Annotated in this window: 23 protein-coding genes; 9 read left to right on the top strand and 14 right to left on the bottom strand. The window is 60.6% G+C overall.

Annotation, left to right across the window (positions count from 1 at the left end):
* Positions 1-15 precede the first annotated feature (15 nt).
* The 3 genes from gatB to Q7V03_RS09530 all read left to right on the top strand — a co-directional run bounded on the left by gatB (position 16) and on the right by Q7V03_RS09530 (position 2,821).
* Positions 16-1,527: an Asp-tRNA(Asn)/Glu-tRNA(Gln) amidotransferase subunit GatB gene (gatB, locus tag Q7V03_RS09540; RefSeq protein WP_304925364.1), complete on the top strand. Its 1,512-nt coding sequence runs from the start codon at positions 16-18 to the stop codon at positions 1,525-1,527.
* Between the two features lie 119 nt (positions 1,528-1,646).
* Positions 1,647-2,297 carry a glutathione S-transferase family protein gene (locus Q7V03_RS09535; RefSeq protein WP_304925363.1) on the top strand — a complete coding sequence of 217 codons (651 nt, stop codon included), beginning with the start codon at positions 1,647-1,649 and terminating at the stop codon, positions 2,295-2,297.
* 134 nt (positions 2,298-2,431) lie between these two features.
* On the top strand, positions 2,432-2,821 hold the full coding sequence (locus Q7V03_RS09530) for a DUF4177 domain-containing protein (protein ID WP_304925362.1): 390 nt from the start codon (positions 2,432-2,434) through the stop codon (positions 2,819-2,821).
* Here the strand turns inward: Q7V03_RS09530 and Q7V03_RS09525 are convergent, their stop codons facing one another.
* The 4 genes from Q7V03_RS09525 to Q7V03_RS09510 form a co-directional block, all read right to left on the bottom strand.
* Positions 2,822-3,925: a pyridoxal phosphate-dependent aminotransferase gene (locus Q7V03_RS09525; protein WP_304925361.1), complete on the bottom strand. Its 1,104-nt coding sequence runs from the start codon at positions 3,923-3,925 to the stop codon at positions 2,822-2,824.
* Between the two features lie 168 nt (positions 3,926-4,093).
* Positions 4,094-4,423, bottom strand: coding sequence for a DUF1992 domain-containing protein (locus Q7V03_RS09520; protein ID WP_304925360.1), 330 nt, complete (start codon positions 4,421-4,423; stop codon positions 4,094-4,096).
* Between the two features lie 104 nt (positions 4,424-4,527).
* Positions 4,528-7,563, bottom strand: a complete 3,036-nt coding sequence (locus Q7V03_RS09515; RefSeq protein WP_304925359.1) for a valine--tRNA ligase — start codon at positions 7,561-7,563, stop codon at positions 4,528-4,530.
* A 196-nt stretch (positions 7,564-7,759) separates the two neighbouring features.
* On the bottom strand, positions 7,760-8,512 hold the full coding sequence (locus Q7V03_RS09510) for a VOC family protein (protein ID WP_304925358.1): 753 nt from the start codon (positions 8,510-8,512) through the stop codon (positions 7,760-7,762).
* Positions 8,513-8,691: 179 nt separating this feature from the next.
* Here Q7V03_RS09510 and Q7V03_RS09505 point away from each other — a divergent pair, with 179 nt between their 5' ends.
* The gene (locus tag Q7V03_RS09505; protein ID WP_304925357.1) at positions 8,692-9,423 is read left to right on the top strand and encodes a DUF3592 domain-containing protein; all 732 of its coding nucleotides are present in this window, start codon (positions 8,692-8,694) and stop codon (positions 9,421-9,423) included.
* On the opposite strand, the gene Q7V03_RS09500 is transcribed toward Q7V03_RS09505, so the two are convergent.
* The gene (locus Q7V03_RS09500; protein WP_054007924.1) at positions 9,420-9,851 is read right to left on the bottom strand and encodes an Lrp/AsnC family transcriptional regulator; all 432 of its coding nucleotides are present in this window, start codon (positions 9,849-9,851) and stop codon (positions 9,420-9,422) included. The genes Q7V03_RS09505 and Q7V03_RS09500 overlap by 4 nt on opposite strands.
* 223 nt (positions 9,852-10,074) lie before the next feature.
* Here Q7V03_RS09500 and Q7V03_RS09495 point away from each other — a divergent pair, with 223 nt between their 5' ends.
* The 3 genes from Q7V03_RS09495 to aguB all read left to right on the top strand — a co-directional run bounded on the left by Q7V03_RS09495 (position 10,075) and on the right by aguB (position 13,343).
* On the top strand, positions 10,075-11,220 hold the full coding sequence (locus tag Q7V03_RS09495) for a type III PLP-dependent enzyme (RefSeq protein ID WP_304925356.1): 1,146 nt from the start codon (positions 10,075-10,077) through the stop codon (positions 11,218-11,220).
* 74 nt (positions 11,221-11,294) lie between these two features.
* On the top strand, positions 11,295-12,374 hold the full coding sequence (locus tag Q7V03_RS09490) for a DUF2235 domain-containing protein (RefSeq protein WP_304925355.1): 1,080 nt from the start codon (positions 11,295-11,297) through the stop codon (positions 12,372-12,374).
* A 96-nt stretch (positions 12,375-12,470) separates the two neighbouring features.
* Complete coding sequence (aguB, locus tag Q7V03_RS09485; RefSeq protein ID WP_304925354.1) at positions 12,471-13,343, top strand: N-carbamoylputrescine amidase; 873 nt, start codon at positions 12,471-12,473, stop codon at positions 13,341-13,343.
* Here the strand turns inward: aguB and Q7V03_RS09480 are convergent.
* The 3 genes from Q7V03_RS09480 to gltX all read right to left on the bottom strand — a co-directional run bounded on the left by Q7V03_RS09480 (position 13,335) and on the right by gltX (position 16,906).
* A complete protein-coding gene (locus Q7V03_RS09480; protein WP_304925353.1) occupies positions 13,335-14,057 on the bottom strand; it encodes a heparan-alpha-glucosaminide N-acetyltransferase in 723 nt (240 codons plus the stop codon). The two genes, aguB and Q7V03_RS09480, sit on opposite strands and share 9 nt — an antisense overlap.
* Positions 14,058-14,135: 78 nt before the next feature.
* Positions 14,136-15,431 (bottom strand): citrate synthase, encoded by a 1,296-nt coding sequence (gltA, locus tag Q7V03_RS09475; protein WP_304925352.1) that lies wholly within the window; start codon positions 15,429-15,431, stop codon positions 14,136-14,138.
* Positions 15,432-15,505: 74 nt separating this feature from the next.
* Complete coding sequence (gltX, locus tag Q7V03_RS09470; RefSeq protein WP_304925351.1) at positions 15,506-16,906, bottom strand: glutamate--tRNA ligase; 1,401 nt, start codon at positions 16,904-16,906, stop codon at positions 15,506-15,508.
* Positions 16,907-16,983: 77 nt separating this feature from the next.
* Here gltX and Q7V03_RS09465 point away from each other — a divergent pair, with 77 nt between their 5' ends.
* The gene (locus tag Q7V03_RS09465; RefSeq protein WP_304925350.1) at positions 16,984-19,101 is read left to right on the top strand and encodes a ComEC/Rec2 family competence protein; all 2,118 of its coding nucleotides are present in this window, start codon (positions 16,984-16,986) and stop codon (positions 19,099-19,101) included.
* Here Q7V03_RS09465 and lexA read toward each other — a convergent pair.
* The 6 genes from lexA to Q7V03_RS09435 all read right to left on the bottom strand — a co-directional run bounded on the left by lexA (position 19,095) and on the right by Q7V03_RS09435 (position 24,026).
* Positions 19,095-19,781 (bottom strand): transcriptional repressor LexA, encoded by a 687-nt coding sequence (lexA, locus tag Q7V03_RS09460; protein WP_304925349.1) that lies wholly within the window; start codon positions 19,779-19,781, stop codon positions 19,095-19,097. The genes Q7V03_RS09465 and lexA overlap by 7 nt on opposite strands.
* Before the next feature lie 78 nt (positions 19,782-19,859).
* A complete protein-coding gene (locus tag Q7V03_RS09455; protein ID WP_304925348.1) occupies positions 19,860-21,035 on the bottom strand; it encodes a molybdopterin molybdotransferase MoeA in 1,176 nt (391 codons plus the stop codon).
* Positions 21,032-21,523: a cyclic pyranopterin monophosphate synthase MoaC gene (gene moaC, locus Q7V03_RS09450; protein ID WP_304925347.1), complete on the bottom strand. Its 492-nt coding sequence runs from the start codon at positions 21,521-21,523 to the stop codon at positions 21,032-21,034. Before moaC ends, Q7V03_RS09455 begins: the two co-directional genes overlap by 4 nt.
* Positions 21,520-22,332: an indole-3-glycerol phosphate synthase TrpC gene (gene trpC / locus Q7V03_RS09445; protein ID WP_304925346.1), complete on the bottom strand. Its 813-nt coding sequence runs from the start codon at positions 22,330-22,332 to the stop codon at positions 21,520-21,522. Before trpC ends, moaC begins: the two co-directional genes overlap by 4 nt.
* 96 nt (positions 22,333-22,428) lie before the next feature.
* Positions 22,429-23,442, bottom strand: coding sequence for an anthranilate phosphoribosyltransferase (gene trpD / locus Q7V03_RS09440; RefSeq protein WP_304925345.1), 1,014 nt, complete (start codon positions 23,440-23,442; stop codon positions 22,429-22,431).
* Entirely contained in the window at positions 23,439-24,026 is a 588-nt protein-coding gene (locus tag Q7V03_RS09435; RefSeq protein WP_304925344.1) for an aminodeoxychorismate/anthranilate synthase component II, read from the bottom strand. Before Q7V03_RS09435 ends, trpD begins: the two co-directional genes overlap by 4 nt.
* Positions 24,027-24,194: 168 nt before the next feature.
* On the opposite strand from Q7V03_RS09435, the gene Q7V03_RS09430 reads away from it, so the two are divergent.
* Positions 24,195-25,796: a divergent polysaccharide deacetylase family protein gene (locus Q7V03_RS09430; RefSeq protein WP_304925343.1), complete on the top strand. Its 1,602-nt coding sequence runs from the start codon at positions 24,195-24,197 to the stop codon at positions 25,794-25,796.
* The last annotated feature ends 235 nt before the right edge of the window (positions 25,797-26,031 follow it).

The following is a 26,031-nucleotide window of genomic DNA, read 5'->3' as shown; positions in this document are numbered from 1 at the left end:
CCACGGAGACCCGCCATGCTTGATCTGACCTATGAAGCGCCAAAACCGAAGCTGATCGCGGGTGTGAAGCATGATTGGGAGCTGGTGATTGGCATGGAAATCCATGCGCAGGTGTCCTCCAATTCCAAACTGTTTTCGGGGGCCTCGACGCAAGTGGGTGCTGAGCCGAACTCTAACGTCGCCTTTGTCGATGCCGCGATGCCGGGGATGCTGCCGGTGATCAACGCATTTTGCATCGAACAAGCCGTGCGCACGGGCTTGGGGCTGAAGGCGCAGATCAACCTGCGCTCGGCGTTTGATCGCAAGAACTATTTCTACCCGGATTTGCCGCAGGGCTATCAGATTTCGCAATTGTATCACCCCATTGTGGGTGAGGGCGAAGTGTTGGTTGAACTGTCGCCGGGCGTCGCCCGTCTGGTGCGCGTCGAGCGGATTCACCTTGAACAAGACGCCGGAAAATCCATCCACGACATGGATCCAACGATGTCGTTCGTCGATTTCAACCGCACCGGGGTGGCATTGATGGAGATCGTCAGCCGTCCCGATATTCGTGGCCCGGAAGAGGCTGCCGCCTATGTCGTCAAGCTGCGCCAGATTCTGCGCTACCTTGGCACCTGCGACGGCAACATGCAAAACGGCAACTTGCGCGCGGATGTGAACGTCTCGGTCTGCCCGGTGGGGCAGTATGAAAAATACCAAGCCACTCAAGACTTTAGCCATCTTGGAACCCGCTGCGAGATCAAGAATATGAACTCGATGAAGTTCATTCAGCTGGCGATTGACTATGAGGCCCGCCGCCAGATCGCCATTCTGGAGGATGGCGGTTCGGTCACGCAAGAGACCCGGCTTTATGACCCCGACAAGAACGAAACCCGGTCAATGCGCAGCAAGGAAGAAGCGCATGACTACCGGTATTTCCCCTGCCCGGACCTGCTGCCGTTGGAGATTGAGCAGGCTTGGGTCGATGACATCGCGGCGTCGATGCCAGAGCTTCCGGATGCCAAGAAGGCGCGGTTCATGGGCGATTTCGGTCTGACCGATTATGATGCCAACGTGCTGACCGCCGATCTGGAATCCGCAGGTTTCTTTGAAGCGGTGGCGCAGGGTCGCGATGGCAAACAGGCTGCGAACTGGGTGATCAATGAGTTGTTCGGGCGGCTGAACAAAGAGGGCAAGGCGATCACCGACAGCCCGGTGTCGACTACACAACTGGGTGGTGTGCTGGATCTGATCGCCAAGGGCACCATCAGCGGCAAGATGGCCAAAGACCTGTTCGAGATCATCTGGACGACGGGCGGCGATCCTGCGGAACAGGCGGCCAAGCACGGCATGCAACAGGTCACCGATACCGGCGCGATCGAGGCGGCTTTGGATGCGCTGATCGCGGCCAACCCCGATCAGGTGGAGAAGGCCCGCGTCAATGCCAAGTTGGCGGGCTGGTTCACCGGGCAAGTGCTGAAATCGACGGGGGGCAAGGCCAATCCGGCGGTTGTCAACGCGATGGTGGCGCAGAAGCTGGGGCTTTAATCCTAGTTTGGCGGGGTGAACCCCGCCCTACCCAAATTGTCATGGGGCACCTGCACGGGTGCCCTTTTGCTTTGCCTGAACCGCCGATTTTGCGCATCTTGCGGCAATAGGGGGCAGCTATGACAGCCATTCTGTTTTATTCGCGCAACCCAAACCCGCGCCTTGCTGTGGCCGTGGCGAGGTATTTGGGCTCGGATGTGGTGTTTGAATTTGCCTCGCCGTTTCACCCGGCGCAGAGCGCGAAATTCCGAGCCTTGAACCCAAGCTTGCGTATCCCGATCTTGCTGGAGGACGGCCATTCGCTGTGGGAGGCGGATGCGATTGCCTGCCGGTTGTCGATGCGGGCGGGCTCGAATTTCTGGCGGATAGATGATGAGATGCCCGAGATGATCCGTTGGATTTCTTGGGGAAAAGCCACCTTCGTACACGCCTGCGACGTGGTGCATTTTGAGCGTGGCACCAAGCAGCGCTATGGTTTTGGCCCGATTGACCCGGCGGTGCTGGCGCAGGGTTTGGCAGATTTCCATGAACATGGCCGCCAGTTGGATGCGCATCTGGTGGGTCGGGATTACCTGCTCGACAGCGGCCTCAGCTATGCTGATTTCCGCATGGCAAGCTATCTGGCGTTCAATGATGTGGCGGGGCTGCCAATGTCGGATTACCCGCAAATCGACGCATGGTATCGGCGGATTGCCGCGCTGCCTGCTTGGGATCATCCCTTCGCGGGGCTGGACACACCACAATTGCCACCGGTTTCGGACAAGGGCTAGCTGACTTTGCAAAAACTTCCACTGCATCTAGTGCTGTGGCGAAATCCGCGCGCGGTGGGCGGAATATCCTTTCTGTGATTGGCCTTACCCGGCGTTCTTCGTATTATGCCGCCAATATCTTCAGGAGCGACCCGATGCAGCGTTACGAATACAAAGTGATTCCCGCCCCCCGCCGGGGTGAAAAATCGCGCGGGGTCAAAACCATTGAAGACCGTTTCGCGCTGACCTTGACGCTTGTGATGAACGATTTGGGCCGTGACGGCTGGGACTATGTCCGCGCCGATACGCTGCCCGTGGATGAGCGCGCGGGCTTCACGGGTGGGACGAAAACCAGCTTCCAGAACGTATTGGTGTTTCGCCGCGTGATTGAAGCGGAGGCATCGACGGCGCGGCCTCTGCTGGCCTTGGAAGAAATCTCCGCCGTGCCACGTTTGGGCCCGGCTGAGGTGCCTGTGGGTCCGGCTCCGGCTTTGGGGCCAGCAACTGGCCCGGCACCTCCCGCACCCGGCTTGGCGGCTGAGTGATCAGCCTGCGGCTTTAAGGGCCTCGGGCAGGGCGGCTTCAAACGCCGCCAGTGCTGCCTCATTGCCCAGACTGACGCGGATGCAGCGATCCAGCGGGGCCACCCCCGGCATGCGCACAAAAATACCCCGCGACAGAAGTTCGGCTAGGATTCGGCGGGCGTAGTCGCCGTCGCGGGTGCCGTCCATCGTGATGAAATTGGTGGCCGAGGGGAGCGGGATCAGGCCGTGGGCGCGGGCGATGCCGTTCAGGCGGCTGCGGGCAGTGGCGGTTTTGCTGCGGATTTCTGTCAGGTAGGTTTGGTCCTGCAATGCCGCGAGGGCACCTGCTTGCGCGATCCGACCGACACCGAAGTGGTTGCGCACCTTATCAAAAGCGGTGGCCAGCGGGGCCGAGGTGATCGCATAGCCGATCCGCAGGCCCGCGAGGCCGTGGGCTTTTGAGAAGGTTCTGAAGCGGATCAGGTTGGGGGTGTCTGGACTGACCTCGGGCGCGGTGCCGTCGGGGGCGAGGTCAATATAGGCTTCATCCAACACTAGCAGGGTTTGCGCGGGCAGGTTGGCGAGCAGGTCTTTGATCGCATGTCCTGGGTGGTGGCTGCCCATCGGGTTGTCGGGGTTGGCGAGGTACAGCATGCGGGCTTGGGTTTGCTGGGCGAGATCCAGCAGGGCATCAGGGTCTTCATGATCCCCCTTATAGGGCGCGCGGTGCAGGGTGCCGCCGTAGCCTGCGACGTGGAAGTTGAAGGTGGGATAGGCGCCGAGGCTGGTCACGACGGGGGTGCCGGGTTCGACGATCAGGCGGGCGAGATAGCCCAAGAGGCCGTCGATGCCTTCACCGACCACGATGTTTTCGGGGGCGCAGCCGTGATGTTGGGCGAGGCCGGCTTTCAGGGCGTGGGTCTCGGGGTCGCCGTACATCCAGACCTCGGACGCGGCGGTTTGCATGGCCTTTATCGCGGCGGGGGAGGGGCCGAACAGGCTTTCGTTGGCACCCAGCCGGGCGATGAAAGGGTGGCCTTGGCGGCGCTCTTGCGTCTCGGGCCCGGTGAAGGGGACAGTCGAGGGCAGGGAGGTGGCGAGCGGGGTGAGGATGGGGGCTTTCATGACCGGATTTGGGGGGATTTTTGCGGGGCTGGCAAGGGGGATTTTGGCGGTGGATAGAGACGGTCCCAACTCGGGACCAAAAAATGTTTTGTATTATCAGACGGATGGGGTGGGCGCGTTAAGAGATTTTTAATGATTTGCCAATGTGGGGTGGGGTGAAACCCCACCCTACCGTAGAAACTTGCGGCGGGCTTCTTCGGCGATGGCTTGATGCATTTCAAGTTGCGCGAGTTTCGCCATTGCCGTTTTGCGTTCGGCCGCATCACTCAGGGTGGCGAGATGGGCGCGCTGGGCGGCGGCTTGTTTCTTCAGGGTGATTTCTTCCGGCAGCACCCCGGCCTCGGCCATGATGCGGAAGCCCACGGCATCGCCTGCGGACACAAACGCATCGCCGGGGCGGTCGGGCAGCGGCTGGCCTTCACCCTTCAGGCCTTGCAACGCGCCCTTGGCGCGGGCCTTGGCGATTTGACGCTCTGCGAGTTTGTTGAGCCAGGACATCGGAACCTCCTACGGGAAATGTAGGTGCTTGACGCAGATGTGGAAAGGGGGGCTTTGCGCCCCCCTTGAACCCCCTGCAGGATATTTGAGCAGAGAGGATGGCCTTAGCCGATTTCTGCCAAACGTTTGAGCGCGGCTTGCAGTTTGGCGGATTCATCCTCGCGGGCGGCGAGGTTGGCGCGGGCTTCATCGACCACTTCTTCGGGGGCGGAGGCTGCGAAGTTGGGGTTGTTCAAACGCCCTTTCAGCCCGCCGATTTCTTTCGCCAGCTTGTCCATGGTCTTGATCAGGCGGGCTTTTTCCTCGGCGATGTCGATCAGGCCTTCAAGTGGCATTGCAAAGGCCGCTCCTTCTGTAGCGATTGTAACAGCGCCTCTGGGAACAGGAGCGGGATCCCATATTGTTGCCACCCGAGCGAGACGGAGGACAAGAGGAAGGTTGCGTTTCAATGCGGCGTCAGCTGCGGCAGAAACATTCAAAGGAACAAGATCAACCTTCAGTCCAACTGGGACGTGGAGTTGCGCACGCGTGGAGCGGATTTCTTCAATCAGGGTGGTGACGAAGCCCATTTCCGTCGCGGCCTCGGGGTTGATCAGTTCCGCGCCGTAGCTCGGCCAATCGGTGTGGACCAGTAGCTTGGCGCGGGTGCCGGTGGTGCCCCAGAGGTCTTCGGTGATGAAAGGCATCATCGGGTGCAGCAGGATCATCGACTGATCCAGCACCCATGCCATGGTTGCCCGCGTTTCGGGGGCGTCGGGGCCGTCGAACAGGGGTTTGGCGAATTCGACATACCAGTCGCAGACCTTGCCCCAGACGAATTTATAAAGCGCGTCGGCGGCGTTATCGAAGCGGTAGTCTTTTAGAGCGGCGTTGACCTCTGCTAGCGCTTTGGCGGTTTCGCCGATGATCCAGCGGTTCGCGGTGGCGCTGGCTTTGGGGGCCTGCGCTTGGGTTTTATGACCCTCCCACACGCCGTTCATTTCGGCAAAGCGGCAGGCGTTCCACAGTTTGGTGCCAAAGTTGCGGTAGCCTGCGATGCGGGCGGTGTCGAGTTTCAACACGCCGCCAAGGCTGGCCATTGCGGCGTTGGAGAAGCGCAGGGCGTCGGCGCCGAATTCGTCGATGATCTCCAGCGGGTCGATGACGTTGCCGAGCGATTTCGACATCTTCTTGCCCTTGGCGTCGCGGACAAGGCCGTGCAGGTAGACGGTTTTGAACGGCACTTCATCGACCACGGCCAGCTGCATCATCATCATGCGTGCGACCCAGAAGAAGATGATATCGGCCCCGGTGATTAGGGTCGAGGTGGGGAAATACTTTTGCAATTCAGGGGTTTGCTCGGGCCAGCCGAGGGTGCCAATCGGCCAGAGGCCGGAGGAGAACCATGTGTCGAGTACGTCGGGGTCGCGTGAAAGGAAAATTGTGCCGGGGCTGATGATAAACAGCGCGTCTTGCCGACCATATCCATACATCTGATGATCTTCGACAAAACTAATAGCCGTCTTTGCCCCATAGTAGGCTTGCGCCATTGCCTGTGCTTCAGCCTTACTGGCCGCACAAAATGCTTTAGTTCTGACGTTTTTTTCGCTGAAACGGTCGCCGCCTATCGCGGCTTCATTCTCTACGTCAGCTCTATCCGGCCCATACCAAACCGGAATCTGATGGCCCCACCACAACTGGCGCGAGATGCACCAAGGCTCGATATTCTCCAGCCAGTGAAAATAGGTCTTCTCGCCCGATTCCGGGATGATCTTGGTCGCACCGGACCGCACGGCATCCAGCGCGGGGCCGACGATTTTGGCGGTATCGACGAACCATTGGTCGGTCAGCATCGGTTCGATCACCACCTTGGAGCGGTCGCCGAAGGGCTGCATGATCTTTTTCGCCTCGACAAACGGCTCGCGGGTCAGGTGTTCAGAGCCGGTTTCGGGGTCGATTTCGGAGTGCAGGGTGGACACACAAAGGCCAAGCGCGTTGATGTCGGCGATGACTTGCTTGCGGGCCTCAAACCGATCAAGGCCGCGGTATTTTTCGGGCACGAGGTTGAGGGCGTCGACCTCATTCTCATCGGTGGGCGAGCCTGCGGCGATTTCGCGCGCACGCTTCACGGCGTCGGCATAGGCGGCACCGTCGGCGCGCATCTGCGCACGGGTGTCCATCAGGCGGTACATCGGCAGATTGTTGCGCTTGGCGACCTGATAGTCGTTGAAATCATGCGCGCCGGTGATTTTCACCGCGCCCGAGCCGAACGTGGGGTCGGGATATTCATCGGCGATGATCGGGATCAGACGGTCACACAGCGGCAGGTGGACCATCTTGCCGATGATCGACTGGTAACGCGCGTCAGAGGGATGCACGGCCACAGCGCCATCGCCGAGCATGGTTTCAGGCCGGGTGGTGGCGATGGAGATGTAGTTGCGGGTTTCGCGCAGCGTCACATGGCCGTCTTCATCCTTCTCAATATATTCGTAGCTTTGCTTGTCGGCCAGAATATATTTGAAATGCCACATATGGCCTGCGACCTCGATATTCTCGACTTCGAGATCCGAGATCGCGGTTTCAAAATGCGGGTCCCAGTTGACCAGACGCTTGCCGCGATAGATCAGGCCCTTGGTGTACATGTCCACGAACACCTTGATCACGGCGTCGTGGAAATTGCCGTCCTCACCCGCTGGCGCACCGGGGGCGCCGGACATGGTGAACGCCTCACGGTCCCAATCACACGACGCACCAAGGCGTTGGAGTTGGCCGATGATGGTGCCGCGCGATTTGACCTTTTGCTGCCAGACGCGGGCGAGGAACTTCTCGCGCCCCATCTCGCGGCGGCTGGGTTCCTGATGCAAAGCCATATCGCGCTCGGTCACCATTTGGGTGGCGATGCCTGCGTGATCGGTGCCAACCTGCCAAAGCACATCGTGGCCCTGCATGCGGTGCCAGCGGATCAGGATATCCTGCAACGTGTTGTTGAAGGCATGGCCCATGTGCAACGAACCAGTGACGTTGGGCGGCGGGATCATGATGGAAAACGCTTCCGCGCCCGGCCGCGCGTTCGCGCCCGCAGCACCTACTTTTTCCCTGATCCAAAGATCGGAAATTCGGGCCTCCGCTTCGGCAGGAGAGAAAGTCTTTTCCATCGGCATTTTGGGCATCCTTAAAGCTCAGGCTTGCCATACCCAATCAAGGCGGCAAGGCCAAGCGCCAGATGGATTGCTCTTTTGAAAATACTCCCGCGCGGCGCGCTTCAACATGCGCAAAATCCACAAGGTGTGCGGCCACAACCCCGGCAGCGCGGGCGAGAGGGGGCTCGATGCCCCCCGAGGCCGCCGCTGTTTCAGGTCACGCCGGGCCGACCAAAGCGAACACCGCGCCGTTGGGGTCGGTGCAATGGATGATCAGCGCGCCACCGGGGACCTCGGCGGGGTCACGCTGCACGTGACCGCCTGCGGATTTGACCAGATCAACTGCGGTGTGGATGGAGCGGGTGCCGAAATAGACGGTCCATTTCGCGGGGCCTTGCTGGCCAGCCTCGGCGATTATCCCGCCGAACTGCAGATCGCCGCGCGCAATCACGTGATAGGTCATCGACGGCCCCATGGGTATGGCGCGCGCTTCGGTCCAGCCAAACAGCGCGCCGTAAAACGCCAGCGCGGCGCTTGCATCCGGGCAGGCGAGATCGTGCCAGTTGCCGTGGCCGGGTTTGCTTTGGTCAAACGCGCCGCCCGTGCCATCCGGCAGCGGTTGCAGGATGGCAAAACTTGCGCCCTGCGGGTCGATCAGCACCGCGAAACGGCCGGTGTTCGGAATATCGGTGGGTGGCACCACAACGGTTGCCCCCAGCGCCTTGGCCTGTGCCACCAAAGCATCGGCATCATCCACCGCAACATACTGTGTCCAAGCCAGTGGTATGCCGGGATCGGCGGAAAACAGGCCCGCCACCATCGCGCCATCGGCTTTCGCCAACAGATAGGCCATCCCCGGCATGCCGCTATCAGCCCAAGTCCAGCCGAGCACAGCGCTGTAAAAGGCCTTCGCGGTGTCCACATTATTCGTCGCCAGTTCGTACCAGCAGGGCAATCCGTGAGATGACATGGTTTCCTCCGTTGATTGTTTGATATCAATGTAAAAGCATTCTCCACTTCGTTGCAAAGCAATTCGCAATCCGGCGTGGTGGGTGCTCGGAAACCAGCCCATGCAAGGGAGGTGGCGATTGTTATGGCTTGCGCTAAGGGCGTGGCCTAGGTTGCGAAGAGTCCGGCTTGGATCGGACGATGGGCGTGGTGCTGGGTTTGCATAAGACTGATTTGGAGCATATGCGGTGGCGGTTCAGTTTGCTGAAGGCAGGCTTGTTTGGCCTGGCGGTCTTGGCTGTAACGATCTTTCTGACCGCAAGTCCAGTGATCCACGATCTGCGATCGGGCTGGGCGTTACGGTTTGACGGCGGGGACACGACCGGACAGGTCACGCGCCTATGGCACCACGGAAGCGGCAAAAACCGCGAAATGTTTGTTGCCTACGCATATAGCGTAAACGGGCAGCGCTTTAGCGGTGAAAACTCAGTGGATGATACACTGTTCTGGTCTTTGTCTAAGGGAGACCCCATTGCGCTGCGCTATGGCAAGGATGATCCACAGCTTTCCTCGATCACTATTTTCGGCGAACACCGTGGGCTGCGTGCCCTTGGTTTTTGTTTGTTGTTCGTTGTGGTTCTGGTGCTTCTGCTCGCAGCGCTATCCAGCAAGATAGAGGCTTCGTATCGCATGACCTATCTGCTGAGAGTCGGCATTCGACGCTCCGCTGTGGTGATCCGCTATGCCAATGCGCCCGGCGTTTCCGATGGCAGCCTGTCTAGCATCCTATGGCAAGACGAGATGGGCGCAGCGGGACAAAGCAAGATAATGACCGCAACCCGCTTGCCCAATCTTGGCGCAAAGATCACCGTCTACGTCGATCCTGAGGACAAATTGCCAGCCATATGGGACGGCGATTTTGGTAAACCCTAAACCGCCCGGTCCAACCTTGTGCTGAGATGGATCAGGCTTTCTGATGATTTCACCCCGGTCAAAGCGCCGATCTGATCCAGCACTTGATCCAGCAGTTGCGTGTTGGAGGCTGCAATTTGCAGCAGCAGATCAAAGCGGCCCGAGGTGGTGAACACCCGTTCGACCTCGCCAATACCCTTGAGGCGGGTGAGAATTGCGGCCTGAGAGCGCGGCTCGATGGTCAGCAGCACGCTTGCCCGCAGACGGCCTTGGCGGGCGGCCTCGCCCAGCTTTAACGTATAGCCCGCGATGACGCCGGAGGTCTCTAACCGCTCTAGCCGGGCCTGAATGGTAGAGCGTGCCACCTTCAAACGCCGCGCCAAAGTCGCCACCGACATGCGTGCATCCGCCCCCAGCAGGGTCAGAATGTTGCGATCCAGCTCATCCATACAATATGTATCCTTTTTTGGTGATTATAACGAGAAAATCCGACAATTATATAGTTTTGTTCGGTGAAGTTGTACCTCATATGCGGCATCCTACGTTGCAGGAAAAGGGCGGCTCATACGCACCTGGCCTGGTTGGAAAACCTTGCAGGTGCCCTGAGCAAATCGCTGCCCTTCACGGCTGCGAAAGGGGATTTGCATCTTGTTGGCAGAAAGGAATACGCCGATGGGACTGTCCAAAACGATCTGGACCAATCCGACCGAATATCTGCGCAATCAGCAGCCGGAGAATCCCGTGCTGTTCTTTGCACCGCAGGCTATCCAAGCGGTTGCCCGAAAATTTCTTGACGGATTTCCGGGGTTTGTGACCTATGCGGTCAAATCGAACCCCGGTGAAGAAGTCATCGAAAACCTGATCGCCGCAGGCGTCAAAGGGTTTGACTGCGCCTCGCCGTTTGAGATTGACCTGATCCGGCGCTTGGCGCCTGATGCAGCCATTCATTACAACAACCCGGTGCGTTCGCGCGCCGAAATCGCCCATTCGGTTGCGCGCAAGGTGAAATCCTACTCGGTTGATTCGGCAAGCGAACTGGCCAAGTTGATTGAGATGGTGCCTACCGAGAATTGCGAGATTTCGGTGCGCTTCAAGCTGCCGGTGGCGGGCGCTGCCTATAACTTCGGCGCGAAGTTTGGTGCGACCGAAGATGTTGCGGTGGAATTGCTGAAAGTGGTGGCGGCGGCGGGCTTTATCGCCTCGATCACCTTCCACCCCGGCACGCAATGCACCGATCCGGCGGCTTGGGCATCGTATATCCGCGAAGCTGCGGTGATTGCAGAGCGCGCAGGTGTGAAAATCGCCCGGCTGAACGTTGGTGGTGGCTTCCCAAGCCACCGCGCCGAAGGTGTGGCGCCGCAGCTTGACGCGACCTTTGCCACCATCGACCGTGTGGCAACCGAGGCGTTTGGCGCAGATCGTCCGCTGCTGATCTGCGAACCCGGTCGTGCGATGTGCGGTGATGCGTTTACGCTGGCGGCCAAGGTGAAGGCTGTGCGCGATGATATGCATGTGTTCCTGAACGACGGCGTCTATGGCTCGCTGTTCGAGTTGGGGCAGATCGGCATCATTGACCGTATCGCGGTGATCTCGCCTGAGGGGGGGCGTCGCAATGGGGCGATCCTGCCGCGGATCTGCTTTGGGCCAACCTGCGATTCGGTGGATCGTCTGCCCGGCGATATTCCGTTCCCGGCTGATATTGCCGAGGGCGATTATGTCATCGTGCATGGCATGGGGGCCTATTCGACAGTCACCAACAGCCGCTTCAACGGTTTTGGCGAGTTGGGCATGGTGACCGTGCTGTCACAAAAGCTTTAACTTCGCCGTAATCCGGTTAACCTACGCTCTTGGCAGGGAAACTTGCCGAGAGCGTTTTTGTTTTTGGGGGCTGCGTGTCACTGTTTAGCCGGATCAGACATTGGTGGCGCGGTCATCCGATCGTCGAAACCGAACCAGCCGCACCGCCGTTGCCGGGGCGCAAGCGCGGGGCGGTGGATCATGTGATCATTTTGGATGGCACGCTCTCGACGTTGGAGCCGGGGCAAGAGGGAAATTGCGGCTTGATTTACAAGCTGCTGACCGAAGGCGGGCGCTCGGCACATCGTACGGTGTATTACGAGCCGGGTATCCAGTGGCAGGGCTGGCGCAACGGGATGAACCTGATCCAAGGCCGCGGCATCAACCGTCAGATCCGCCGGGCTTATGGCTGGCTTGCCAGTCATTACCGCGAGGGCGACCGGATTTACCTGATCGGTTATTCGCGCGGGGCGTTTGCGGTGCGCTCTTTGGCCGGGGTGATCGACCGGGTCGGGCTTTTAAAACGCGAACATGCGACCGAGCGCGGCGTGACTTTGGCTTACCGCCACTACCGTCACGACAGCCATCCTCGGGCCAGTCAGGCGTTCTCGCATCGGTTCTGCCATCTGAAGGCGCCGATTCAGATGGTGGGGGTGTTTGACACCGTGAAGGCTTTGGGGCTGCGCTTGCCGTTGTTGTGGATGCTGACCGAGCAGCAACACCAGTTTCACAACCACCATTTGGGCAGTTCGATTCGGCATGGGTTTCATGCGCTGGCGATGGACGAGACTCGTGCTGTGTTCGAACCGGTGTTGTGGGAATGCCCGCCGGGCTGGGAAAGCGATGTGCAGCAGATGTGGTTTCGCGGCGCGCATGGCGATATTGGCGGCATGATTGGGGATGATGTGGCGCCGCGGCCCTTGGCGAATATCCCGCTGGTCTGGATGCTGGAGCGGGCGGAAAGCGTTGGATTGGAGTTGCCGGAGGGCTGGCGGGCGCGGTTTCCCTGCGATGCCAGCGCCCCGATGGTGGGCACGATGCGCGGCTGGGGCATGTGGTTTCTGCTGCGCCACAGGCGGGTGATTGGGCGCGATGTGTCCGAAGCGGTACATCCTTCGGCGCAGCAGGTGCGGCGGGCGGGATGGCTGCCATGGCCACTGGCACGCGGGCGTTAAACGGTTTGTCTTTGCCGCCGTTTTGACTTTGCCGCCGTTTTGACTTTGCCTCTGGGGGTTTGATCAAATAGCCTTAGCCAAAATGGAGAACCCAAGATGCGCACAGTCACCGTCGCCGCCACGCAGTTCGCCTGTTCATGGGATCTGCCCGCCAATGTGGATCGGGCTGAGGCGCTGATCCGTGCGGCGGCAGGCAAAGGTGCGCAAGTGGTTCTGATCCAAGAGCTTTTCGCCGCGCCCTATTTCTGCATCGAACAACTGCCGCAGTATTTCGCACTGGCACAGCCTATGGAAGGCCATCCGCTGATCGCGCGGTTCTCAGCCTTGGCGCGGGAATTGGGCGTGGTGCTGCCCTGTTCGTATTTTGAAAAGGCCGGGCATGTCTATTTCAATTCGATGGCGATGATTGATGCGGATGGCCGTGTGCTGGGCAATTACCGCAAGACCCACATTCCGCAGGGGCCGGGCTATGAGGAAAAGTTCTATTTCTCGCCGGGCGATACCGGCTATCGGGTGTGGGATACTGCGGTGGGGCGGATTGGCGTAGGGATTTGCTGGGATCAATGGTTTCCGGAATGCGCGCGCTCGATGGCGCTGATGGGGGCAGAGATGCTTTTGTATCCGACCGCGATTGGCTCGGAACCGCCCAGCCCCGGCTATGACAGCCAGCCGCATTGGGAGATTTGTATGCGCGGTCATGCCGGGTCAAACATCATGCCAGTGATCGCCTCGAACCGGATCGGGCGTGAAGTAGCCCCGGGGGGGCGGGAGGTGACGTTCTATGGCAGCAGTTTCATTTCGGACCACACCGGGCAGTTGTTGGCCAAAGCGGGCCGCGAAGCTGAGGAGGTGCTGACCGCCACATTCGATCTGGACGCGATTGCCGATCTGCGCAGCAGTTGGGGGCTGTTCCGCGACCGTCGGCCTGCGACGTATCGGGCAGTGGCAAGCTTGGATGGTTCAGCCTAGCTGGGCATAGGCCCAGACGAGGCCGAGCAGAATCGGCTGGTGAATGAGGTAGATCAACAGGCTGTGCTGACCGGGCCAGCTGAGGATTTGCACCCATTTGCCCGAAGGTTTGCCCGCCAGCCTTGCCCAAAGCCCGGTTTGACTGCCGATTTTTCCCAAGGCGATGCCTGCAAGAACCGCACCAAACCATGGGAAGATCGGCTCAAAATCCATCGTGGTCGCAGGCTCAAGGCTTAGACCAATGAAGCGCAGCAGCGGCGCGGTCAGCGCCTGCGCGTGCCAGTGGTAGCTGCCATAGACGAAGACAGCAGCGAGGGCAGCGGTTGCGATGGCAGGCAGGCGCAGGGTCAGCAGGCCGAGCAGGCTATAGAGCGCAATGGCGTGCAAGATACCGAAATAGATGTAGAATTCCGGCATAGCGATGCGGGTGGCGAGGCTGACCAGCAGGGCGGCCCCAGCGATTTTGGCGAAGCGCCGCCAGAAGGCGGGCCAGCGGATGGCTTGGCCATGCGCCAGCCAAAGGCCCACGCCGGATAGCAATAGGAAGCTGCCCGCGACGATGCGGGCGTGGAAGTAGAAGGTGTCGGATTGGGCGTAGGCGTAGTCGATCAGCCCGAACATCAGCAGATCATAGCTGAAATGGAAGGCGGCCATACCGATCAGCGCCAGCGTGCGGGCGAGATCAAGCAGCGGAATACGGTTGGTTTGCGGCATGGGACCCTCAAAAATCAGGGGATACGTCGCAGTTTGGCCCGCAAGTGGCAAGGGCGGCTTGCGCCGCCCTTTCACCGTTCAGCGGTGTTTCACATCAACGTAATCGCGCTGTTTTTCGCCGATATAAAGCTGACGCGGCCGACCGATCTTTTGGTTTTTCTCGGCAATCATCTCTTTCCACTGCGAAATCCAGCCGACGGTGCGCGAAATCGCGAAGATCGGCGTGAACATCGAGGTCGGGAAGCCCATCGCATCCAGAATGATGCCGGAATAGAAATCGACGTTAGGATATAGCTTTTTCGAGATGAAATAATCATCCGACAAAGCGATCCGCTCCAACTCTTTGGCGACTTGCAGGGTCGGGTTGTTGTGGATGCCCAGAAGCTCCAGCACCTCATCCGCCGATTCCTTCATCACCGTGGCGCGGGGATCGAAGTTTTTGTAAACGCGGTGGCCAAAGCCCATCAGGCGGAAGCCCGAGTTCTTGTCTTTGGCCTTGGCGATATATTCCGGGATGCGATCCACGGTGCCAATTTCGCGCAGCATTTCCAAGCAGGCTTGGTTTGCCCCGCCATGCGCCGGACCCCACAGGCAAGCGATACCAGCGGCGATACAGGCAAACGGATTGGCGCCCGAGGAACCCGCCAGACGCACGGTCGAAGTCGATGCGTTCTGCTCGTGATCGGCGTGCAGCATCATGATCCGGTCCATCGCTTTGGCGAGAATCGGGTTCACATGATAATCTTCCGCCGGAACCGCGAAGCACATGTTCAGAAAGTTGCCCGAGTAGGACAGAGAATTCTTCGGATAAACAAAAGGTTGCCCGACAGAATACTTATAGGCCATCGCGGCAATCGTCGGCAGTTTGGCGATCATGCGGATGGCGGCAACCTCACGCTGCCATTCGTCATTGATGTCCAAACTGTCGTGGTAGAACGCTGACATCGCGCCAACCACACCCACCATCGTCGCCATCGGATGCGCATCGCGGCGGAAACCCCGGAAGAAGTTGTGCATCTGTTCATGCACCATGGTGTGACGGGTGACGCGGCCTTCAAAATCAGACAGTTGTGCTGCATTGGGCAGTTCACCATAGAGCAGCAGGAAGCACATTTCGAGATAGCTCGATTTGTTCGCCAGCTGTTCGATCGGGTAGCCGCGGTGCAACAGCTCACCCTTGTCACCGTCGATATAGGTGATCGCACTTTCGCAAGCTGCAGTCGAGGTGAAGCCGGGGTCAAAGGTAAAGACATCAGCTTGGTCATAAAGCTTACGGATATCAACAACATCCGGGCCCAATGTGGGCGAGTATACCGGCAGGTCGTAGGATTTTCCGTCAAGGCTTAGCGTGGCAGTCTTGGTCTGTTCGGCCATCTTTCATCCCCCAATAAAAGCCATCCCTACGGCAGAGGGTTGGCCCGCGTTCCGGTTCGGCAGGGGGGGGCGGATCAGACCGCCGCATCCTCCAGCCGGGCAATCGTCTCGTCCTGACCGATGACCAGCATCATGTCGTAAACACTCGGCGTCACAGTGCGCCCCGCCAAGGCCGCGCGCAGGGGGCTGGCGAGCTTGCCAAAACCGATCCCGTTTTCTGCGGCAACTTGGTTAAGGATCGGCTCCAACGCGTCCTTTGTCCAGCTAACATTTTGCAGCTGCGGCGTCAATGTTCTCAGTATACCACGGGATACCGTATCCAAGGATTTGCCCGCAGCCTCATCGGGTTGGATCGGGCGTGAAATCAGAGCAAAGTGAACCTTTTCAATAAGTTCCGGGAAGGTTTTCGCGCGGTCTTTCACGCAGTAGAGTGCGGATTTAAGCAGGGTGTTCTGCGTATTTGTGAGGGCAGGTTTGCCTGCCGCCACCAGATAGGCGGTCAATTCATGCAGCAGTGCAGCATCGTCGCTCATCGCGATGTGATGGCCACAGGTGTTTTCCAGCTTTTTGAAATCGAGGCGCGCGGGGGCGCGGCCGATGCCGTCCAGATCAAACATCTGCAAGGCTTCCGCAGTGGTGAAAATCTCGGCATCGCCATGCGCCCAGCCAAGACGGGTCAGGTAGTTGCGCATCCCCGCAGCGGGATAGCCCATCGCCTGATATTCCTCAACGCCCGTAGCCCCATGGCGTTTCGACAATTTCTTGCCATCCGGGCCATGGATCAGCGGAATATGCGCCCAAACCGGAATCTCCCAGCTCATCGCATCGTAGATCATCTGCTGGCGGGCGGCATTGTTCAGATGGTCATCCCCCCGGATGACATGGGTGACGCCCATGTCGTGATCGTCGACCACCACGGCCAACATGTAAGTTGGCGTAGCATCCGACCGTAAACAAATCATATCATCGAGCGAAGAATTCTGGATCACCACACGGCCTTGCACGGTGTCGTTGATGATCGTCTCGCCGGTGCGGGGGGCTTTCATGCGGATCACAAAGGGGGCGTCGGGGAAGGTGGCGGGATCGGCGTCGCGCCACGGACTTTGGAACAAGGCATAGCTGCCGCGGGCCTCGGCCTCGGCGCGGAAGGCGGCGATTTCTTCTTGCGTGCTGAAGCACTTATAGGCGGTGCCGCGTGCCAGCATTTCGCGCGCGACCTCGGCATGGCGGTCTTTGCGGTCAAACTGGCTGACCACATCGCCATCCCAATCAAGACCCAGCCAGGTCAGGCCGCGCAGGATGGCGGCGGTGGCTTCGGGAGTGGAACGCTCGCGGTCGGTGTCTTCGATCCGCAACAGGAATTTACCCCCCCGGCCGCGCGCGTAAAGCCAGTTGAACAAAGCCGTGCGTCCGCCGCCGATGTGCAGATAGCCGGTGGGCGAGGGGGCAAAGCGGGTGACAACTGGGCGGGACATGGGCGGGTTAACCTTTCAGAAACCTTATCGGCAGTAGGATCGCGGCAGCTTTAGGCAAATGTGGGGGGCAAAACAAGGTGGCGGCGCGTCCGGGCAACGTTCTGAACCGGTTGCTGTGGCCCCTGCGTGCGTTGGCAGAGGCGCGCGGGCTGCTGTTCCCATGGGTGCCGGTGTTTCTGGGCTGTGGCATTGCTGGGTGGTTTGCGCTGCCGATTGAGCCGGGTTTGGGGTTCTATGCGGTTGGCGCGGGCATGATTCTGGCGCAGATCGTGCTGCATCGCTTTGGGCCGGAGTTGTGGCATCCGCCGCTGGTGGCATTGGCCTGCGTGCTGGTGGGGCTGATGGCGGCGGGCTTGCGGGCGCATATGGTGGCGGCCCCGATGCTAGAGCAGCGCTATTACGGCGCGGTGCAGGGGCGGGTAATTGCCATCGACCGCTCGCAATCGGATGCGCTGCGGATCACCTTGGATCAGGTCGTACTGCAAGATCTACCGCCTGCTAAAACGCCGCTGAATGTGCGTATTTCCTTGCATGGAGAATATGTTAGTCTTGATCCAGGACAGATTGTTCTGTTGACGGCCTCGTTGGCCGCCCCGGAAGGCCCTGCCGAGCCAGGTGGTTTTGACTTCCGCCGTATGGCTTACTTTCAGCAGTTGGGAGCGGTGGGCTATACAAGAAGTCCGGTGCTTTTGTGGGCCGAAGCGGCGGCAGGCACGCAAGCGATCAACCGACTGCGCACGGAGTTGACCCGTGCGATGATCGCAGCGGTGCCGTCTGAGGCGGGGGCATTTGCGACTGGGGCGATGACCGGGGATCGCTCGGCGATTTCCTTGGATACCGTGCAGGCATTGCGCGATTCGAACCTTGCGCATTTGTTGGCGATTTCGGGGATGAACATGGCCTTCATCACCGGTTTTGTGTTTGCCTTGCTGCGCTCTGGGCTGGCGCTGATCCCGCCCGTGGCCCTGCGGGTGAATTCGAAAAAGGTCGCGGCGGTGGCGGCTTTTGCGGTTGCGCTGTTCTATTTGCTGCTGTCGGGCGCGAATGTGGCGACAGTGCGGGCGTTTTTGATGGTTTGCGTGATGCTGGGCGCGGTGCTGTTGGATAGGCGCGGGCTGACGATGCGCTCGGTGGCGCTGGCGGCTGTCATCTTGTTGCTGGCGCAACCCGAAAGCCTATTAGAGCCGGGGTTTCAGCTGTCCTTTGCCGCAACCGTGGTGCTGATCGCGGGATTTTCGGCCTTGGACCGGCAAATTTTGCGCGAAAAGCTGCCGCGCTGGCTGATGCCGGTGTTCACCTTGGTGCTGACCTCGGTGCTTGCCGGGGTTGCGACCGCCCCCTTTGCGGCGGCAACGTTCAACCGATTCACCGATTACGGCCTGCTCGCCAATCTGCTGACGGTGCCGATGATGTCGGTGCTGATGGCGGCGGGGGCTGTGGCGGTGCTGCTGGCCCCAATTGGTCTGGCGGGCCCGGCCTTGTGGGTGATGGAGCAGGCGGGGCGCTGGATTCTGTTTGTCGCACATTGGGTTGCGGGGTTAGAGGGGGCGGTGACGCCGATTGTGCAACCGGGGCCTATGGTGATGCCGCTGATCACTTTTGCAGGCGTCTGGGCTGTGCTTTGGCGCGGGCAGGCGCGTTGGATCGCGGCTGCGCCGCTGGTTTTGGCGCTGGGACTTTGGGCGGCGACAGAGCGGCCTGCATTGCTGATTTCCAGCGATGGCGCGCTGGTTGGGTTGATGGGAGAACAGGGCCGGGCGCTGTCGGTGGCGCGTGGTGCTGGGTTTACCGCCGATAACTGGCTGCAAGACGATGGTGATTTGGCTGTGCAGGCAGAGGCTTACACAAGGGCGGGGTTTTCGGGGCCAAAGGGCGCGCGGACGTTTGAGTTGGACGGTTGGCGGGGGGTGGCGCTCAGCGGCAAAGTGGCGCCAGAGGCTTTGATCGCCGCTTGTGCGCAGGCCGATCTGGTGGTGATGCCCGCGGCGGCGGCTCCGGTTGTCCCTAGGCCGAAAGATTGCATCGTCATTGATCGCAAAATGCTGGATCAAACCGGGGCTTTGGCACTTTCGGTGCGGGAAGGCCGCTTGGCTCTTAATCCCACACGCGATGCGCAACGGATCTGGATGGCAGACAAGCCGATCTGGCAAGACCGCAGCCTTGCCAAGCCGCACGCGGTATTGGCGGCTCAGTAGCTGCGGATCAGGCCGACAAGACGTCCCTGCACCTTCACCATATGGTCGGGGAAGACGCGGGTTTCATAGGCAGGGTTAGCGGCTTCCAAAGCGATCATGCTGCCGCGACGGCGGAAGCGTTTCAGCGTGGCTTCAGCATCCTCGACCAAAGCGACAACGATATCGCCGCTCTCCGCGGTGATCTGTTCGCGGATCACCACGATGTCACCATCGTTGATCCCAGCCTCGATCATCGAATCGCCTTTAACTTCAAGCGCATAGTGTTGGCCGTTGCCGGAGAGCATCGACCCCGGCACGGCCACATGATGCGAAATATGCGAAATCGCTTCAATCGGCACACCAGCGGCGATGCGACCCATCACCGGAATTTCCATCGCATAGACACCCGCAATCGGCATCGCCTCGCGCGGCGGATTGACCTTGTCACCCTTGATCAGCTTAAGCGAGAATCCGGGTTTTTCCATTGCTTCGGGCAGCTTCAGAATTTCCAAAGCACGGGCGCGGTGGGCAAGACGGCGGATGAAGCCACGCTCTTCCAGCGCTGTGATCAAGCGGTGGATGCCAGATTTCGAGCGCAGATCCAGCGCATCTTTCATCTCATCGAAAGACGGCGGGACCCCATCTTTATCCATGCGAGTTTTGATGAAATCTAACAGTTCCAGTTGCTTACGCGTCAGCATGCCACAGCCTTTATGCAGGTGTTGTTGCTATGTTCTGCCCGTGTTCTTGCTTTGTGTCAAGCGATTTGCGGTACTGCCTTAGATGGCGATGTAGTTCACCATGTCACCCGCGCCGCGCGGTCCGTCGCCTTTAGGCCGGATCAGCAGGGCGTTGGCTTCGGTCAGAATGGTCAGCAAAGCAGAATCCTGACGCGCAAAAGCGGTCACCGTGGGCTGGCCGCTTTCAATCGTCAGGCGGGCGCGCATATAGTGGTCGCGGGGGCCATTGGCGGGCTGCGGGTGGCCAAGCCGGGCGCTGAGCACTTGCGGTTCGGGCGGCAGGCCCAGCATGGCTTTCAGCATCGGCACCATGAACAGATGACCGCAGACGATGGCGGAAACCGGATTGCCGGGCAGGCCAAGCATTGGGATTCCCAAGACTTTCCCGGCCATCAGCGGCTTGCCGGGGCGCATGGCGATTTGCCAGAAGGCGCGCTCCAGCCCTAGATCGGTGGCAACTTTGCCGACCAAATCGTGATCGCCTACTGACGCGCCGCCAATGGTGACGATCAGGTCAGCGCCTTCGGTCAGCGCGAAAACCGTGCGTAATGACGCCTCAGAGTCGCGGGCAATCGGCAGCATCCGCGCTTCCCCGCCCGCCGCTTCGACCATCGCAGCGAGGGCGAAAGTGTTGGAGGCGATGATCTGGTCGGGGCCAGGGGTTTCACCGGGCATCACCAATTCATCGCCTGAGGCCATCAGCGCAACGATGGGGCGGCGGCGGACGGTGACGTCGGGCACGTTCATTGCCGCCAAAAGGGCGAGGTCGTTGGGGCGCAGCAGGCGCGGCGACAGGGCTTGGCCGAGGACAAAATCTTGGCCACGTGGGCGGATGTTGTCAGCCATTTTGGCGGTGGTTTTCAGGATGATCTGGTCGCCATCGCGGAGAATGTCTTCTTGGATGGCGACGCTGACGGCTCCTTCGGGCAGGGGTGCGCCGGTGAAGATGCGGATCGCTTGGTGCGGTGCGATTGCGCCGTGGAAGGCGTGGCCTGCGCCGGATTCTCCGATCACCGTGAAGCTCTCACCAACGGCGGCGGCGCGACCCAAGGCGTAGCCGTCCATCGCCGAGGCGTCAAAGGGGGGTTGCGTCAGTTGGGCTGTGGCCACAGTGGCCATCACGCGGTTATTGCTACGGCGCAGGGGCAGGGTTTCGGTATCGGTGAGGGCTGTGAGTGCGAGGCAGCGGGCGAGAGCATCTTGAACTGAAATCAAAGCTTTGCCTCATAACGCCCTGATTTACCACCATCTTTCAGGACCAGATGGATGCCTTCGATTGTCATGGATTTCTCGACCGCCTTGACCATATCGTAGATCGTCAAGCAGGCGATGGAGACGGCGGTCAAAGCTTCCATTTCAACCCCGGTCTGGCCGCCCGTTTTGACGGTGGCCTCAACCACGATGCCCGGAAGGCTGGAATCGGGGGTTAGATCCAGCGACACTTTGGTGATCGGCAAGGGGTGGCACAAAGGGATCAGATCGGCGGTTTTCTTTGCGGCCATGATGCCCGCCAGACGCGCGACGCCCAGCACATCGCCCTTTTTTGCACGGCCTTCGGTGATCAGCGCGAGGGTTTCCACTGACATTTTCACCGCGCCGCGCGCCACGGCAATGCGGGCGGTCACGGGTTTGTCGGAGACATCGACCATATGGGCGCGGCCCTGATCGTCGAAATGCGTCAGGCCAGTGCAAGCTTGGCTCATACGCCACCTCCGGACGACAGCGGCCGGGCGAGGATGGCGCGGGTGGCGGCGGTCACATCGTCTTGCCGCATGAGGGCTTCGCCGATCAGGAAGCAGCGGGCACCGTAGGCGGCCACGTCAGCCAAATCGGCGGGGGTGAACAGGCCGGATTCCGAGACGATCAGGCGGTCTTCCGGCACATAGCGGGCGAGTTGGCGGGTGGTTTCTAGGGTGACTTCAAACGTATGCAGATTGCGGTTGTTGATGCCCATCAGCGGCGATTTCAAAAGACACGCGCGGTCAAGCTCGGCACGGTCGTGGACTTCCAGCAGCACATCCATGCCTTGCTCGATGGCGGCGGCTTCTAACTCAGCCGCTTGGGCATCTGACAACGAGGCCAGGATGATCAGGATACAATCGGCGTGCAGGGCGCGGGATTCAACGACTTGGTAGGGGTCGTAGAGGAAATCCTTGCGCAGGCAGGGCAGGGTTGTGGCCTGTGAGGCCTCGGTCAGGAATGTGTCATGGCCTTGAAAGCTGGGCGCGTCGGTCAGCACCGAAAGGCAGGTGGCCCCACCCGTCTCGTACGCCTGTGCAAGTTCAGTGGGGTGGAAATCAGCGCGGATCAAACCCTTGGAGGGGCTGGCTTTTTTGATCTCGGCAATCAGGCCATAGCCCGAGATGGCGGCATCTGACAGCGCTTTCGCAAAGCCGCGCGGAGGGGGTGCCGCGCGTGCGGCTTGTTCAAGATCGGCCAGCGCCACTTGGGCTTTACGGTCGGCAATTTCGTCCAGCTTATAGGCTTTGATGCGGTCAAGGATTGTGGTCATTTTGGGCCCTTTGTTGCGGGGTCGTATAAGGTGCTCATTGGCCCATGGAAGGCCGCTTCGCGCGCGCGGGAACCGCCCGTCAGGGAGGCACGCGCACTAGAGGTTGGTCAGACGCTTCAGCGCCTCGATCTTGCCGCGTGCGGCGCCGGAGTCGATGGAAACGCGGGCGATTTCAACGCCTTCTTTCAAGCTAGCGGCTTTGTCGGCCACCACAAGGGCGGCGGCTGCATTCAGCAGAACCGCATCGCGAAAGCCGCCTTTTGCGCCATCCAGCAAGGCACGGAAGGCGACGGCGTTTTCAGCCGGGGTGCCTCCCATGATCGCCTCGAACGGGTAGATCGCAAGCCCCGCGTCTTCGGGGTGCAAGGTAAACTCGCGCACCGCGCCATTTTCGAGCGCAGCTACGGCAGTGGGAGCGGCGATGGAAATTTCATCCGAACCGTCACCCCCATGCACCAACCATGCTTTTTCGCTGCCCAAAGCCAGTAAAGTTTCGGCCATCGGGCGGATCAAAGCTGCGGAAAACGCACCCGTAAGTTGGCGTTTCACCCCTGCCGGATTGGTCAGCGGCCCCAGAATGTTAAAGATCGTCCGCGTGCCCAATTCGGCGCGCACCGGCATGACGTGGCGGGTGGCGGGGTGGTGCATCGGGGCCATCATAAAACCGATGCCCGCTTCATTCAGGCAACGCTCCACCACGTCGGCACCAACCATGACATTTAGCCCCATCTCGGTCAAAGCATCAGCCGCGCCGGATTTCGATGACAGATTGCGGTTGCCATGTTTGGCTACGACAACGCCAGCACCAGCCACCACAAAGGCGGTGGCGGTCGAGATGTTCAAGGTGCCCTTGCCATCGCCGCCAGTGCCAACAATGTCGATCGCCCCGGCAGGCGCACGCACCGCGTTGCATTTGCTGCGCATGACGCTGGCGGCGGCGGCATATTCATCCACCGTCTCACCGCGCACCCGCAGCGCCATCAGGAAGCCGCCGACTTGCGCAGGCGTCGCGGCGCCGTCAAACAGCGCGCTGAACGCCGCTTCGGCCTCGGCTCGGGTTAGGGCGCGGCTGGCAGCGATGCCGATAAGCGGTTTGAGAACATCGCTCATGCAGGCACGCGGGTGCGGGCGGCATCAAGGAAGTTCTTCAGCAGGTGGTGGCCGTGCTCGGACGCAATAGATTCGGGGTGAAACTGTACGCCCTCGATCAACTTTTCTTTATGGCGCAGGCCCATGATGGTGCCGTCTTCCAGCCAGGCGGTGACCTCAAGGCAATCGGGCAGGGTTTCTTTCTCGACCACCAAGGAATGGTAGCGGGTGGCCAGAAACGGCGACGGCAGGTCGCGGAACATCCCTGCACCTTTGTGGTGCATCGCGCCCATCTTGCCATGGACGATCTCATGGCAGCGGATCACCTTGCCACCAAACGCCTCGCCAATCGTCTGATGCCCCAGACAAACGCCCAGCAAAGGCACATCAGCCATCGCGGCGGCTTTGGTCAGCGGCACGCAAATACCCGCCGAGGCCGGATCACAGGGGCCGGGCGACAGCACGATCAACGCGGGTTGCAGCGCCAGCGCGTCTTGCACCGACATCGCATCATTGCGCACCACGCGCACATCTGCGCCCAACTCGCCCAAGTAATGCACAAGGTTGTAGGTAAAGCTGTCATAGTTGTCGATGAGCAGGAGCATCTTGCAAGGTCCGGACGGAAAAGGGGATGAAGCTGGCGGCGGTTCGGTTTATAGAGGGGCCAAGGTTTGCGGGGCCCGATTTAGATCGAGTTTTACATCGGCTATAGATGGGCCTAGCGGCAAAGCGGCGTCAAGGGCAAGTGGCGCTCATAACGGGTGGAGACAGGCATGATCCGGAATTTCGTGACAGGGATCGTCGTGGGTGGCGTGGTTGCGGGGGCTGGGCTGGGGGTGGTCTCGCTGGTTGTGCCGCTTCCGCAGGGGCGGGTGCAGGTGGCTGCGGATCAGAGCAAGCCTGTGGTGGTCGGGCCAGAGGCTGCGGTAGTGCCCAAGCCAGAGGCGGTGAAGTCTGCGCCGATGGATGCGGCTGAGGTGATTGCGCCAGAGGCTGTGCCCGCGCCAGAGGCGGTGCCTCTGACGAAGCCTGCTGACGAAACGATGCCTCTTGCTGAAAAGACACCACCTGTAACGCCAAAACTGGTGGCACCAACAACCAAACCTGCCGCACCTGTTGCCGAGGCGCTACCCACTTTGCCCGAAGCGCCGCAACCCGAGGCTGCGACACCTGTGGCCCCGAAGACCAGCGCTGAACTGCCCGATATGCCCGCCAAACCGCCGGTCGCAAGTGCCGAGGCCCCGGCCGCGCTGAACGATCCCGGTTCGGCTGCTGCGGCCCCCCCGCAAGTGCAGGCAGCAGCAGAGGCCGCCCCGACTCCGGCGAGCCCAGGTGCTTTGGCGGGGGATATCGGCACCGATGCGGCCCCGGCTCCGGCCGATCTGCCGCCACCTGCGCCGCAAGAAGCCGCCGAGACGCTGCTGGCGCCTGCGCCCACTCTGGCAGAGCCCACAGCGCCGTCGATGCTGGTGCTGGATCCGGCGCCAGAACCGGCTGTGCCAGAGGCCGCCGTTGAGGTGCCAAAGCTTGCGCCAGAGGTTTCGGAGCTGCTGGATACCGGCCAGCCGGAAACTTTGGCACCCAGCGTTGGGCTGACCAAATCTGTCGATGGTGTGACGGTCGGGCGGCTGCCCAGCATTGCCGAGTCCGCGCCGTCCGTAGGCCCGACCATGGCGGCGGAACCTGCGCCTGCCGCTGACACCCGGCCCCTCACGCAATATGCGGCGGCGTTCAGCAATGATCTGGGCAAGCCGTTGTTTGCGGTGCTGCTGGTCGATACTGGGGCCGCCGATCTGGACCGCGCCGCGCTGGCTGCGCTGCCGTTTCCGGTCAGTTTTGTGATTGATCCGCTCGATCCCGGCGCGGCTACAGCTGAGGCGATTTACCGCGCGGCAGGCAAAGAGGTGGTGATGCTGGCGGCGGGTATCCCGGCCGGGGCGACTGCGGGCGATCTGGAGCAGACCTTTCAAGCCAACGCAGGCGTGCTGCCCGAAGCTGTCGCGGTGATGGACATAGGTGCTGCGGGCTTTCAGGACAATCGGCCGCTGGCGACGATGGTGGTGCCGATTATCAAGGATCAGGGCCGTGGTTTGGTGACCTTTGATGCGGGGCTGAACGCGGCGGATCAGGTGGCGCGGCGCGAGGATGTGGCGGCGGCGGTGATCTTCCGCGATCTGGACGGCGCCGGTGAGGATACGCCGCTGATCCGGCGCTATCTGGACCGCGCAGCGTTCAAGGCGGCGCAGGAGGGCCGGGTTGTCGTGGTCGGCACCACGCGGCCCGAGACGATTGCGGCGCTGATGGAATGGTCGATTGAGGGCAAGGGGGCTTCGGTGGCTTTGGCTCCGATTTCGGCGGTTTTGGCGGTGAAATAGGGCGGTCCCGAGTTGGGACCTTACAGATTATGATATGAATTCGAATGGTTGCATTGCAGCGTTTGGGGTTTGTTAATCTTTTGCTGCGTGCTTGGCGTCAGCGACGGATGCGCGCCGCGCGGGACTATTTTGCCAAGGTGAAACGGCAGAGCGGGTTTTGGATTTGCTCTTTCTGAAATACTCCCGCGCGGCGCGCTCCCGAAGTCTCTGCTCGGCGTGCCGTTTCAGAAAACTG

The organism is Cypionkella sp. (assembly GCF_030652235.1).
Taxonomy (GTDB): Bacteria; Pseudomonadota; Alphaproteobacteria; order Rhodobacterales; family Rhodobacteraceae; genus Cypionkella.
The sequence above is the reverse complement of the archived record's forward strand: the minus strand, read 5'-3'. Positions and strand labels throughout refer to the sequence as shown.